This is a genomic window from Mesorhizobium sp. WSM2561 (assembly GCF_000513915.1).
Classification (GTDB): domain Bacteria; phylum Pseudomonadota; class Alphaproteobacteria; order Rhizobiales; family Rhizobiaceae; genus Mesorhizobium; species Mesorhizobium muleiense.
Window position 1 is genome coordinate 15792 of record NZ_KI911324.1, and the last position, 13289, is coordinate 29080.

General features: G+C 63.8%; 11 protein-coding genes. 5 read left to right on the forward strand and 6 right to left on the reverse strand.

The window, feature by feature from the left end:
- The first annotated feature begins 98 nt into the window (after window positions 1–98).
- Window positions 99–1133 (forward strand): class I SAM-dependent methyltransferase, encoded by a 1035-nt coding sequence (locus M727_RS0133450; protein ID WP_027156140.1) that lies wholly within the window; start codon window positions 99–101, stop codon window positions 1131–1133.
- Window positions 1134–1189: 56 nt separating this feature from the next.
- Here the strand turns inward: M727_RS0133450 and M727_RS0133455 are convergent, their stop codons facing one another.
- Window positions 1190–2110 (reverse strand): sugar kinase, encoded by a 921-nt coding sequence (locus tag M727_RS0133455; RefSeq protein ID WP_027156141.1) that lies wholly within the window; start codon window positions 2108–2110, stop codon window positions 1190–1192.
- 208 nt (window positions 2111–2318) lie between these two features.
- On the opposite strand from M727_RS0133455, the gene M727_RS0133460 reads away from it, so the two are divergent.
- Together M727_RS0133460 and M727_RS0133465 are read left to right on the forward strand one after the other, a co-directional pair.
- Window positions 2319–2768: a FixH family protein gene (locus tag M727_RS0133460; RefSeq protein ID WP_027156142.1), complete on the forward strand. Its 450-nt coding sequence runs from the start codon at window positions 2319–2321 to the stop codon at window positions 2766–2768.
- Window positions 2769–2781: 13 nt separating this feature from the next.
- Window positions 2782–3984: a cytochrome c peroxidase gene (locus tag M727_RS0133465; RefSeq protein ID WP_027156143.1), complete on the forward strand. Its 1203-nt coding sequence runs from the start codon at window positions 2782–2784 to the stop codon at window positions 3982–3984.
- Between the two features lie 232 nt (window positions 3985–4216).
- On the opposite strand, the gene M727_RS0133470 is transcribed toward M727_RS0133465, so the two are convergent.
- A complete protein-coding gene (locus M727_RS0133470) occupies window positions 4217–4669 on the reverse strand; it encodes an Lrp/AsnC ligand binding domain-containing protein (RefSeq protein ID WP_023803583.1) in 453 nt (150 codons plus the stop codon).
- Between the two features lie 162 nt (window positions 4670–4831).
- Between M727_RS0133470 and putA the strand changes: the two genes are divergently transcribed.
- Entirely contained in the window at window positions 4832–8443 is a 3612-nt protein-coding gene (putA, locus tag M727_RS0133475) for a bifunctional proline dehydrogenase/L-glutamate gamma-semialdehyde dehydrogenase PutA (protein WP_027156144.1), read from the forward strand.
- Window positions 8444–8674: 231 nt separating this feature from the next.
- Here the strand turns inward: putA and M727_RS0133480 are convergent, their stop codons facing one another.
- The 4 genes from M727_RS0133480 to M727_RS0133495 all read right to left on the reverse strand — a co-directional run bounded on the left by M727_RS0133480 (window position 8675) and on the right by M727_RS0133495 (window position 12759).
- Complete coding sequence (locus tag M727_RS0133480; RefSeq protein WP_027156145.1) at window positions 8675–8989, reverse strand: antibiotic biosynthesis monooxygenase; 315 nt, start codon at window positions 8987–8989, stop codon at window positions 8675–8677.
- A gap of 68 nt (window positions 8990–9057) precedes the next feature.
- Window positions 9058–10074: an energy transducer TonB gene (locus tag M727_RS0133485; protein ID WP_245269167.1), complete on the reverse strand. Its 1017-nt coding sequence runs from the start codon at window positions 10072–10074 to the stop codon at window positions 9058–9060.
- 52 nt (window positions 10075–10126) lie between these two features.
- A complete protein-coding gene (locus M727_RS0133490; protein WP_027156147.1) occupies window positions 10127–10570 on the reverse strand; it encodes a hypothetical protein in 444 nt (147 codons plus the stop codon).
- 5 nt (window positions 10571–10575) lie between these two features.
- Window positions 10576–12759, reverse strand: coding sequence for a TonB-dependent hemoglobin/transferrin/lactoferrin family receptor (locus M727_RS0133495; protein WP_027156148.1), 2184 nt, complete (start codon window positions 12757–12759; stop codon window positions 10576–10578).
- A gap of 284 nt (window positions 12760–13043) precedes the next feature.
- Here M727_RS0133495 and hemP point away from each other — a divergent pair, with 284 nt between their 5' ends.
- Window positions 13044–13280 (forward strand): hemin uptake protein HemP, encoded by a 237-nt coding sequence (gene hemP / locus M727_RS0133500; protein ID WP_027156149.1) that lies wholly within the window; start codon window positions 13044–13046, stop codon window positions 13278–13280.
- Window positions 13281–13289: the final 9 nt, after the last annotated feature.

Here is a 13289-nt window from a genome sequence, read left to right on the forward strand (position 1 = left end):
AACGACACCGCTAAAATGCCGGGGATGTGTCTTGGCAAAGATAAAATTTTAGGCAATATCTAACTATATCTAGTTAAATGTGATTATGGAGTTCTGCGGTGGCAACAATCCTCGATGGCAAAAGTCTGATTACTGCCGAGATGATCGCCGCCAGTCTCCCTCGAAGCAAGCTCGAGCCTCATAGCGAAGCGTTCGAAACCGCTCGCGTCGAGCTTGCGCTCATTCTCCACATCACGCACCAGCAGATCGAGCAGCAGAAGGACCCCGCGGAGATCATTCGCCGTCTGATGGCGCATCTCGAAGCAATGCGTACCAAGGTTCATCCGGACGTTTGGCAAGCATTGATGCCGGTGGTGCGGGACCACCCGGTCCTGGAGTACTTTCTTGAGGATCCGCTGACGCGGTGGTCCCACGACAAGCCCAGAGGTTATTCCGGCGACGCACAGTTGCTCGACTACATCTATTGTGATCCGCACGTGGCGGAGAGCGTGGCAAACGCCTCGGAGGTCGGCAAGGCGCTCTACAGGCATACCAAGGATGTGCCGTCGTGCGTCGCGGCACGCGAACGACGCGATCTTTTGACCCGATATGTCGATGAGATTGCGACCAGGAATGGACCTCAAGCCGAGGTCCTGGCGATTGCGGCCGGCCATTTAAGGGAGGCCAATCGCTCCGCCGCCTTACAGGAGGGCCGTCTCAAGCGCTGGGTTGCGCTCGATCAGGATCCTCAGAGTGTTGGATTGATCACGCGCGACTTTCAGGGCACTGCGGTAGAGGCGATCGACGGCTCGGTGCGAACCATGCTCACGAGGGGCCACAAGCTTGGCAAGTTCGACTTCATCTATGCCTCCGGCCTTTACGACTACCTTGCGCACAACGTCGCCGTGAAGCTCACGAAAACCTGCCTGCAGATGTTGAAGCCGAACGGGACATTCCTCTTCGCGAACTACGCAGAGGGCAACCCTGACGCCGGCTACCGGGAGACGTTCATGAACTGGGTGTTGCTGCTGCGGTCGGAGGCCGATATGTGGAACATCATCAATGCCAGCGTCGACCGAAACACCGTCGAGGCGCAGGTGTTCTTTGGCGAGAACCGCAACGTCCTCTACGGCGTCATCGAAAAGCGCGGATAACGACCGCCTTGGGCTGCAAGCTTGTCGGCGGTTGGCGGCAGCCAGTCCGATTGCGTTTAATCTTCGAACGCCGCCCTTAACGTCTCGAATGGCGCCAGCGCGCCGCGCACCTGGACGACGGCGGCGGCGACGCGATGCGCGTGCAGCACCGCCGCGGTCGGGACATGGCCGGCAAGCCGGGCGGCGAGATAGGCGCCATTGAAGGAGTCGCCGGCGCCGGTGGTGTCGACCGGGGCGGCGACATGCACGGCCGGAACGGGTTGCAGGGTCCCGCTTGCGGCGATCAGCGCCGGCTCCTCGCCGTTCTTGACGACGACTTCGCCGACCAGCTTTCGCAGCCGTTCCGCGGTTTTCTGCGGCGCTGCGTCGCCGAACAGCATCTGCTCGTCGGGAAAGGTCGGCAGCGCGATGTCAGTGACTGCCAGCGCATCGAGGATCGCGGTCTGTGCTTCCTCGCGCTGGCGCCACAGCCGCGGCCGATAATTGGGATCGAAGGCGACAAGCGAGCCGGCGGCGCGCGCCTTGGCCACCGCCGCCAAAAGTGTCTTGCGCGCGGCGTCGTCCAGAATTGCCAAAGTGATTCCGGAAAAGTAAACAAGCACCTGATTTTCAAGGCTTTTCGCCAAAGCGGCCGCGTCGGAGGCAAGCTGCCTCGCGGCTGCGTCGCCGCGCCAGTAGGTGAAGGAGCGTTCGGCGCCAGTCAGCGTGATTGCATAGAGGCCAGGCCGTGCGCCTGGTATAATCGGGCTGGCGCCGATGCCGATGCCGTTTTGCGCGAAGAAATCGATCTGGTCGCGGGAGAACGGGTCGTCGCCGAAGGCCGACACATAGGTTGCCGGCCGGTCGCCGCTCAGCGCATGCAACGCCCACAGCGTATTGAACGTGTCGCCGGCAAAGCCCATGCGCCAGTTCGGCCCGGCCTGGCCTGAAAGCTCGAGCATGCATTCACCGATCGAGGCGACGCCGTTTCCTGCCATGTATCTCTCTCCTGGTGCATGTCGCCCACAGCTTGCGCAGCGGTTTTGGGATAACGACATGCACAAACCAAGATCCGGTGCTGTAGCTTTTTGCGGGCGCCAGCGCCATGCTTGGCGGCAGCGGATTTTTGCGCCGGCGGCGTTTTCTCAGCTGCGCGGCGGGACGCGATCCGCTCAGTGAGACGTTATTTCTGGAAGAGGAACCGGTTTGGCATCGTTATGGCGCTACGTTCTGGCAGGTGTTGGTCTGGCTGCCTTGCTGGCCGGCATTCTCGCCGCCGTCTCTCTGACCGCGCCGCAAGCGCCTCGGCTCGCCGGCTCCGAGATTGCCCGTTCGAAAGAGACGGCGAACGGCCTGTTTGTGGCCAGTTTCGAGCCGGAGCGGGGCGTTGTCAGGCAGGGCGAACTGCAATCCTGGCTGCTGACCCTGAAGACAAATGCGGGAACCCCGGTGGAGGGCGCTGCGATCTCGATATCCGGCGGCATGCCGCAGCACAGGCACGGTCTGCCGACCAGCCCGCATGCGACCGATTATCTGGGCGATGGCCGCTATCGCATCGGCGGGGTGAAATTCACAATGAGCGGATTGTGGCAACTGCATTTCGCCATTTCGGCGGCGGCCGGATCCGACACGGTGGTCTTCAATGTGTTGCTCTGAGCGCTGGAGCAAGATGAACCGCTTTCCGCGACTTTTCGCGCTGCTGGCGATGGCTGTGCTTGCCGGGTGCGGCAAGCCTGAGTTTTCCGATGCCGAAAAGAAGACCATCGCCTCGCTGGCGCTATCAGCCCTGCCGCCGCTGAAAGCCGACACCACCAACCGCTTCGCCGACGTGCCGGCCGCCGCCGCGCTCGGCGCGACGCTGTTTTTCGACGCCGGGATGAGCGGCGACGGCAAGGTTTCCTGCTCGACCTGCCACAAGATCGACCGGCAGTTCCAGGACGATCTGCCGCGAGCGGTCGGTGTCGGCCGCACCAACCGGCGCACCATGCCGCTGGCCGGCGTTGCGCATGACGCATGGTTCTTTTGGGACGGGCGGCGCGACAGTCTCTGGGCGCAGGCGCTGGCGCCGCTGGAAAATCCGCTGGAGCAGGCCGGCAACCGCGCCGCCTACGCGCATTATATCAAGGCGCGATTCGGCGAGCGCTACGAGCGCATCTTCGGGCCGCTGCCCGACCTTTCAAATGTGCCGGCCAATGCCAGTCCGCTCGGCAGCGATGCCGAGAAGGCTGCCTGGAATGCCATGTCCGATGCACAAGCCCAGGACGTCAACCGCGTCTTCGTCAACATCGGCAAGGCGATCGCCGCCTTCGAGCGATCGATCGCGCCGCCGCAGACGCGCTTCGACCGGTTCGCCGCCGCTTTGGATACCGGTATACAGGCGCCGCAAGGCGACGATGCCTTGTCGCCCGAAGAAATCCTCGGGCTAAAACTGTTCATCGGCAAGGCCAATTGCGTGACATGCCATACCGGGCCGCGTTTTACGGACGGCGGTTTTCACAACACCGGCGTGCCGGCGGTGGCGAATCTGCCGCCGGATCGCGGCCGCATGGACGCGGTGCGCCAAGTCGAGGCCGATCCGTTCAACTGTTTCGGCGCGTATCGCGATGGCGACGCCGGCGCCTGCGGCGAGCTGCGCTTCATGGTCAAGGCCGGGCCGGAACTCGTCCGCGCCTACAAGACGCCGCCGCTGCGCGGCGCCGCCACCCGTCCGCCCTACATGCATGCCGGGCAGTTTTCCTCGCTCGAGGAGGTTGTGGCGCATTATTCGAAGGCGCCTGCCAGTGTCGAGGGTGTATCCGAGATCCACCCGCTGCAGCTTTCGGACCGCGAGCGCGCGGCACTGGTGGCGTTCTTGAAGACGCTGGCCGAGTGAGGGACCCAGCTGCTCGGTAGCGATCCTTCGCGCCCCCCTCTGTCCTGCCGGACATCTCCCCCACAAGTGGGGAGATTGGCTGTCCCCTCGGCTTTCGCCAATTTTCAACATTGAAGAAAAAGGGCACTGTCGCCGAAGCCGCCGATCTCCCCCCAAGTGGGGGAGATGTCCGGCAGGACAGAGGGGGGCGCTGTCCCGCCAGCATCGAAAGTTCGTTACCGCAACAGCGCGCCTACCGGTCCTTCACCGTCTCCATTGCCACGAAGGTCGAGGTCTGGGCGACGTGGGGCAGGGCGGAGATGCGCTCGCCGAGCACGCGGCGATAGGCGGCGATGTCGGTGGTGCGGACTTTCAGCAGATAATCGAAGCTCGACGCCATCATGTGGCATTGCTCGATCTCCGGCACCGCCTGCACGGCACGGTTGAAGGCGTCGAGCGCGGCCGAGCGGGTGTCCGACAGTTTCACCTGGACGAAGGCGACATGGCCTTCGCCCATGCGCTCACGGTCGACGATCGCCTGGTAGCCTCGGATGATGCCGTCCTTTTCAAGCCGCTTGACCCGCGCCTGCACCGGCGTCTTCGACAGGCCAACCTTTGCCGCGAGTTCCGACATCGAAAGCCGGCCGTCGCTGCCCAGCGCCGAAAGGATGTTCCTGTCGATCCGGTCCAATTGGTCTTCTGTCATCGAGTTTTTGGTCAAGTTTGGGGAAATCAGGCCGAACGATAGATCAATCGACCTCTCCTGTCGATTTCTTTGGACCGATCGAAACCAAGCTTTGTGCTAGCTTGCGCCATTCGGTCCGGTGACCGCCGGACCGCTCACTGATGCTCGCTCCACAGGACCGTCATGCCAGCGCTCGAAGCCATCCGCCAGCAGATCCTTGCCAATTACTTGCCTGACGAAGACGAGGCCGTGCAGCGGCTGGCCGAGGCGACGAGGCTTTCACCGAAAGAGCGCAAGGCGATCTCGGCCCGCGCCGCCGATCTGGTGCGGGCGGTGCGCGGCTCGTCCGATCCGCGGCTGATGGAGGTTTTTCTGTCCGCCTACGGCCTGTCCACCAAGGAGGGCGTCGCGCTGATGTGCCTGGCCGAAGCGCTGCTGCGGGTGCCGGACACCGAGACGATGGACGACCTCATCGCCGACAAGATCGCGCCGCATGACTGGTCGGCGCATTCGGGCGGCTCGAGCTCGATCTTCGTCAATGCGTCGACCTGGGCGCTGATGCTGACCGGTCGAGTGCTCGACGAAGGCGAGGACGGCATCGAAGGCACGCTGCGCGCCATGGTGCGCCGGCTGGGCGAGCCGGTCATCCGCAGGGCGGTCGCCGCAGCCATGCGCGAAATGGGCGAGCAGTTCGTGCTCGGCCGCACCATTGCCGAGGCCGTCAAGCGCGGCCGGCCGATGACCCAGAAAGGCTATCTCTATTCCTTCGACATGCTGGGCGAAGCGGCCCGCACCGAGGCCGACGCGCTGCGCTATCTCAAGGCCTATGCCGACGCCATCTCGTCGCTCGATGCCGGCGCCAACGGCCCCGACATCCGCCAGAATCACGGCATCTCGGTCAAGCTGTCGGCGCTGCATCCGCGCTACGAGGCGACGCAGAAGGAAAAGATGCTGCCTGTGATGGCCGAGCGGCTTTTGTCGCTGGCGCTGGCGGCGCGCCATTCGCGCATGGGTCTCAACATCGACGCCGAGGAGGCCGACCGCCTCGACCTGTCGCTCGAAATCATCGAGCGGGTGCTGGCCGAGCCGGAGCTCGCCGGCTGGAACGGCTTTGGCGTCGTCGTCCAGGCCTATGGTCCACGCGCCGCCTTCGTCATCGACTGGCTCTATGCGCTGGCGAAGAAGCACGACCGCACCATCATGGTGCGGCTGGTCAAGGGCGCCTATTGGGACACCGAGATCAAGCGGGCGCAGGCGCTCGGCCTCGACGGTTATCCGGTGTTCACCCGCAAGGCCAACACCGATGTGTCCTACCTGGCCTGCGCGAAAAAACTGCTGTCGATGACCGACCGCATCTATCCGCAATTCGCCACCCACAACGCCCACACCGTCGCCGCCGTCCTGTCGATGGCCGGCGATCGCGACTCCTTCGAGTTCCAGCGCCTGCACGGCATGGGCGAGGCGTTGCACGAGACGGTGCGGCGGGCCGAGGGCACGCGCTGCCGCATCTATGCGCCGGTCGGCGCGCATTCCGACCTGCTCGCCTATCTGGTCCGCCGGCTGCTCGAAAACGGCGCCAACTCCTCCTTCGTCCACCAGCTCACCGACGAGGAGGTCGAGCCGGAGGATATTGCCCGCGACCCGCTCGAAACCGTCGAGAAACAGGGTCCGGCCGCCAATCCGGCGATTCCCAGCCCGTCGTCGATCTTCGGTGCTGCCCGCCGCAATTCGAAGGGGTTCGACATCACCGATCCGGTGACGCTCGCCGCGATCGACAAGGCCAGGGCTGAATTCGCCGGGCCGGACCGCTGGCACGCCAGGCCGATCACCCGTGCTGCCGGCTACGGCAATCAGCGTCCGGTGGTCAATCCGGCAAAGCCCGAGGAAGTGGTCGGCACGGTCAGCGAGGCTACCGCCAAACAGGTTGCGACCGCCATGCGCATCGCCATGGAGGCGCAACCGGCCTGGGCGAAGCGTGCCGTCGCCGAGCGCGCCGCCATCCTCAACCGCGCGGCCGACCTCTATGAGGCCAACGCCATCGAATTCTTCGCGCTCGCCACACGCGAGGCCGGCAAATCCCTGGCCGACGGCGTCGCTGAGGTGCGCGAGGCGGTCGATTTCCTGCGCTATTACGCGACCGAGGCGGCCAATGCCGAAACGGGAACCGAGGCGCGCGGCGTGATCGCGTGCATCTCGCCATGGAATTTTCCGCTCGCCATCTTCACCGGCCAGATTGCGGCAGCACTCGTCACCGGCAATTCGGTCATCGCCAAGCCGGCCGAGCAAACGCCGCTGATTGCCTTCCGCGCGGTCGAATTGCTGCGCGAAGCCGGCGTGCCGGAAGACGTCATCCAGCTTCTGCCCGGCGACGGCCCCTCGGTCGGCGGCCCGCTGACCGCCGATCCGCGCATTGCCGGCGTCTGCTTCACCGGCTCGACCGACGTCGCCAAGCTGATCGAAAAGCAGCTGGCCGAGACTGCCGCGCCCGACGCCATGCTGATCGCCGAGACCGGCGGGTTGAATGCGATGATCGTCGATTCCACTGCGCTGCCCGAGCAGGCGGTGCGCGACATCCTGGCCTCGGCCTTCCAGAGCGCCGGCCAGCGCTGCTCGGCGCTGCGCGTGCTCTACGTGCAGAAGGACGTCGAGAAGAAGATGCTGGACATGCTGAAAGGCGCCATGGAAGCGCTCAGCCTCGGCGATCCCTGGCGGATCTCGACCGATGTCGGGCCAGTCATCGACGAGGAGGCACAAAAATCGATCCGCGACTATTGCACTGAGATGGGCCTGCAGGGCCGGCTGATCGCCAAGCTCGAAGCGCCGAAGGATGGCCGCTTCGTGGCGCCGCATGTGTTTCGGGTCAAGGGCATCGAGGACATCGAGCGCGAGGTGTTCGGGCCGGTGCTGCATGTCGCCAGCTTCGACGCCGACGATATCGACGGGGTCATCGCCGCGATCAACCGCAAGGGTTATGGCCTGACCTTCGGCCTGCACACCCGCATCGAAGGCCGCGCCCAGCATTTCGTCGACGGCATCCATGCCGGCAACATCTATGTCAACCGCAACCAGATCGGCGCCGTGGTCGGCTCGCAGCCGTTCGGCGGCGAAGGACTTTCCGGCACCGGGCCGAAGGCCGGCGGGCCGCACTATCTCAGGCGGTTCCGCAAGGGGCCGCAGGCGGGCACGCCTGTTCTTGACGGCCGCAAGGTGACGGCGACCGAACTTGCCGACAATCTGCCGGACCCGACGCTTGGCGGCTGGTCGACGCGGGCGGACCGGGTGGCGGTGCTGAGGAAGCATTTGCGCGGCAAGGGTGCCGCGGCCATCGGTGCTGCCGCAAGCATCGATTTCGGCCAGGTCGATTTGCCCGGGCCGACCGGCGAGGCCAACACGCTGTCGCTGTCGCCGCGCGGCCGCGTGCTCTGCCTCGGACCGGACGCCGACACGCTGCTTGCCCAGACCATCCAGGCGCTCGCCGCCGGCAATGCGGTGCTAGCCGTCGCGCCGGGTGCGCCGGCAGCACTGTCATCACTGACCGGCAAAGGCCTGCCGCTGGCGGCCATTGACGGCCGGCCCGACCCGGTCGAGGCACGCGCGCTGCGTGTCGACGTCGTTGCCTTTTCCGGCACGCCCGAGGCCGCTCGCATCGTGCGCAAGGTCGTCGCCGACCGCGCCGGCCCGATCGTGCCGCTGGTCAGCGAAGTGCTCAACCCGGCCGCCTATGCGCATGAGCGCGCCGTCTGCGTCGACACCACGGCCGCCGGCGGCAACGCCAGCCTGCTGGCCGCGGCGTAAGGGTCGGCCGGGGCTTTCGCATAGCGAGGCGACTCTCCCTTCTCCCCTTGTGGGAGAAGGTGGCCGCGAAGCGGTCGGATGAGGGGTGTTCCAGCTTGGCACCAACAGCGATCCTTCCAACACCCCTCATCCGTCTTGGCGCTGCGCGCCAATCCACCTTCTCCCACAAGGGGAGAAGGGAGAAGGGGCGGCGCCGACTTCGACTATTGGTCGGCTGCGGGCGAGGCCTTGTCACGCGCCCTCGACGACCGAAAAGCCCTCGAACTGCGGATGGCCGAGATAGTGGACTTTGGTGGAGCCAGCGTTGCGGTGCGCGGCGCGGAAGTTCTCGGATTTGGTCCAGGCGACGAAATCCTCATGGCTCGCCCACACGGTGTGCGAAGCGAACAGCGTGTAGCCTTCGGCCTCGTTGACCGGACCGCGCAGCAGATGAAATTCCTTGAAACCCTTCATTTCGGACAGGCTGGAATCACGGTTCTTCCAGACGTCCTCGAAAGCGGCTTCCGAGCCGTTCTGGACCTTGAAGCGATTCATGGCGATGTACATTGGCTGTCCTTCCGGGATTGCGGATTATGATGCTTGGTGGATTGCCTGAAACGATGAGGCGCAGGCTGTTAAAATGGACCGATCCGCGCTTTAAACACCCAACTTGACTTGCCGGTTTCGCTTGGAATGGGAGGGAACGGCGCCTGCTTGCGCACCAGTGTTAAAGCGAATTGGTCAAGCTCCGCAGAACCTGAGCTTTCGGCAAGCTGTATATCGCTGATGCTGCCGTCGGCCATGACAACGAAAACGACCCTGGCATTGTTGCGAGCGCTGGCCTGTATCGCTTTCGAAACACGACGGTTGGCGCGGGCAAGCTTCTTCTGAACTTCACCGCTGTAGCGGGATTCTATCGCATTGCCTGCCGCTGCCTGCTCCTTGCCCTTGCTGGAAGTCACCGCGTCGCGTTCTTCGCCATCCGCGGCGCCGCGGGCATTGTAGGTTTCGCCGGCCCCGCCAAGACCTGGTGTCGCGCTCGGCCTTGGCGTCGGGATCGGCGGCTGCCCGAGATCGGCAGGAGGCGCCCCGGTGCTTTCGCCCGGAGCAGCCGGCTTTGCCGGCGTTTCGATCTTCGGAGCCACGCTCTGCTCGTCCAGCCGCGGAGTGTCGGCCATCATGTCTGGCGCGGCAGTGGATTGTTCGACAATCTGCGGCAAGGGCGCGGGCACGGCCATTTCCCTGATCGGCCGGTCACCGGTGGACCGGTCGGCAGGCGGCTCGGGCTTGACCTCTGGCTTGGCTGGCCGCGGGTCGGGCACCAGGGTAACGTTCAACGCACCCGGGACCTGACGATCCAAGTCGCTGCCGACCACGTTGGGGCCGGTTTGATCGGCGCCTTCCATCTCGATTGCGTCCCCGGCATCAAACGTGCCGGCAGGTGCGATGAGAAAAGCGGCCGCCACCGCCGCATGAAACAGGCAGGAGGCGACGATCGCCGCCGTCCATTTGCGGCTCATGGCTGACGGTCGGGCGGCCGGCGCAAGCGGTCCGGTCGGCGCAATCGCCAGTTCGCCATCGGCGTCGGGGAGGGGACTGATGTTCTGCATGGCTCGCGGCGAGACCTGCCGCAACCGGCGCGGACTTGTCAAATCAACATCATTTGCCCTGGCGGCAACAGGCCGGCCAGCGCGGGCTGCCTTCTCAGACCCCGAAAGCGATGCCGGTCTTGGTCTCGGTCTTCAGGTCACGCATGCAAGCGTCCGGCTGGATGCCGGTGCCGGCGCATTCGGTCGAGCTGTTGATCAGCACGCGGCTGACCTTGGCGCAGTCGGCGCCGGCAAGGTCGAAACGCGTCACCTTCGTCTTGCCCGCCGGCAGGTCCTTGAAGTCGAGCACGGTCAGCCGGTCGACGACGCCGGCCTCGTTGAACAGCGCGATCTCGAACGCCGCTTTCGAGAGATCGGCGCCGAGCGTGTTGTTGACCACGAACGTCAGACGGCAGCCCTTGTCGGAGGGTTGCGCGCCATTGAGCTCAAGCGTCAGAGCAGGGGCCGGCGCAGACTGTTGCGCCCACGCCGGACCCATCGCAAGCGGCATGGCCAGCACCGAGGTCAGCAGGCGAAGCGATGCCGTCAAGCTTGTCATTGTCGTCAGCCTCCAAATCGCATTGTCGCCGCCAGCTTCAGCGTGACGCCGGGCTCGTAGGCCGCGAAGACAGGCTCCGGAGGCTGGCCAGACGTGGTGATATTGAGCGGGTTGGCATATTTGACATCGAACAGGTTGTCGGCACGGAAATCAATCTTGAAATTGTCACTCGCCTGGTAACTGGCAAAGACATTGACCAGCGTATAATCGTCGGCGATCGGATTGCCTTTCGGTTTGCCATTGTACTGCACTTCGCCACCAACGGTGAGCTTGTCCTCCAGGAATCGCAACCCAAGCTGTGCTGTGACCTGTGAAGACGGGATGGTAAGCAGCTCAGCCCGCTCGCCATCGTAGGAAATCGTGTGACCATCGATGATCGAAGCTGAGAGCCCGGCATAGCCCCATCCGGCATCATAGACACCTTCCATCTCGAAGCCGTTGATCTTGGCCTTGGCGAAATTCTGGTATTGGACGCAGATCGGGATGCCGGGGCCGAACGGGCAGCCGCTGGTCGGGTCGAATGCCGATAGCGTTACATCTGCTATGTAGTCTTCGACGTCGTTGTTGAAGTAGGCGGCCTTGAAACGAAACGCGTCGCCGGCTTCGAAGATGTCGTCGTGCTTATAGTTGACGCCGAATTCGACGGTCTTGCCGGTTTCAGGCTTCAGATCGGGATTGGGGAGAAACGGAAAGCTGACGCCTGCCGGATGGTTGCCGCTGATGAGGGTTTCCGACAGCGAAGGAGAGCGATATCCCTCGGCATAGGTGCCGTAGAATTGCAGTCCCGAAAGGCTGGGCGTTTCGAACGGCGAGACGCCGACGGTGATGCGCGGCGACAGCCGGTCGCCGGAGGTTTCGCCGACATCGCTTTCGAGCTTGTAGCTGTCGTAACGCAGGCCGGCGATGATTTCGAGCCAGTCCCAGCTGAGCTTGTCCTGGATATAGGCGCCGGAAACGTTTCTCTTGCCCGAAGGGGTATAGAAACTGGCGCCGCCTGCGGCGCCACCGGTCTCGACGTCGTCGCCAACCCAGTCGCCGCCATAGGTCAGTTCGTGCGCAATGCCGGCGGTCTCGAACCGCGAGGTGTTCCAGATGTCGATGCCCGAAGTGCCGACATCGAAGGTCGACATCGAGCCCGCCGGCAGGACGATGGGAAGACCGGTGACTGGATCAAACCGGTTTTGCGGAACCAGGCTCGTCATTTCCATGTTGGTCTTGTTGTAGGACGCGTTGACGTGGAGATCGAGCCAGCTCTTGTCCTCATCGGTGATGTTGTAGCGCGCCGTGAAGGTATTCGCCTCAAGGTCGACGTCGTTCACCGGAGTGCCGCCGCTGACCTCGTTCCAGCCGTCGCTCGTACCATTCCAGCCCAGCTTCAGTTCGCTGTTTTCGCTGGGGCGGATGGTTGTCTTCAGCAGGCCGCTCAAAACGTCGAAGCCGGTGCCGTCGACCGTATCGCCGCCGCCATCCTTGTAGTCGTCGTAGTCGCGATAGACGATGTTGCCGAGGACATCCCAATTTTCGCTGAAACGGTAGGCGCCGGCAGCGCTGGTCGTCCAGCCTTCGCCATTGCTCTCATAGCGCCCGGTCGCAGACGCCGCCCATGTCTCGCCGTCGCGAAGATAGTCGTCCGCGTCCTTGGTTTCGAACAGGACAACGCCGCCAATGGCGCCCGAGCCGTAGGTGTTGGCGACCGGGCCGCGAATGACGTCGACGGATTTGATGAGTTCCGGGTCGATATAGAAGGTCGATTGCGGACCGTGGTCGGAGCGCTGGAAATTCTGCCGCGCACCGTCGACGATCACCGCGACGCGGCCGAAATCCTGCAAGCCACGGATGTTGATGCTGGAGGAGACGCGCCTCGCGTCGGCCTGGACCGCTACACCCGGCACACCCAACAGCATGTCGTTGGGCGTCGTCGCCATGCGGCGTTGCAATTGCTCCTGATCGACATGGCTGACCGAAGCCAGGGAATCGATCGCCGTCTCGCCGGTGCGGCTGACGACCAGGATCTGGTCGAGCAGCGTTGCGCCTGCCGCAGCCGTCACAGCCTGTTCAGGCGTCTGCGCCTGTTCGGCCTGCTGCTGATCTGTTGCAGTTTGGGCGGCCTGTTGGGCATTGGCCGACTGAGCATGGGCCGACGGGGTGAGCAGCGCGATCGTCGCAGCACCCGCCAGCAATGCTGCCATGCCCTTTGCCATTGATCGATGCCCCGGATCTGGGTTGCTATTCGCCAGACCCAGCCGTCCCCAATTCCCCAACCCCATGCCCCAACTCCAAAGATCCTGGTTCGATGCTGGCCGGCTTGACGCGCCGGCATTTTTCGTCGTGTCCGACTTCTTAAATCTTGACTCATATAGTCCGGTATTGCACTGACTAGTAAACATGAGTATTCAAGTCAAGAAATTAATCGGCATTTCACGCAGCGCCGCGCCAGCCGACCAGGCCCGGCCCAGGAAAGGGATCGAACCAGATGAACACGCACAATCCCAAAGACTTTCGGCCCAGTGACTTTCGGCCCAGTGACTTTCGCGATCGCGTTCGCCGTTCCGACGACAATTCGGCTCGTTTCGATCGGGTCCCGTTGACGGTGAGGACCCTGTCCAGCAACGCGCTGTTCCAGGGCGAGCACGAGATCGGCATCGAGCATCACGGAGCGCTCTACCGGTTAAAAATCACCCGCCAGGGCAAGCTCATCCTCAACAAGTAGGTAATAAAA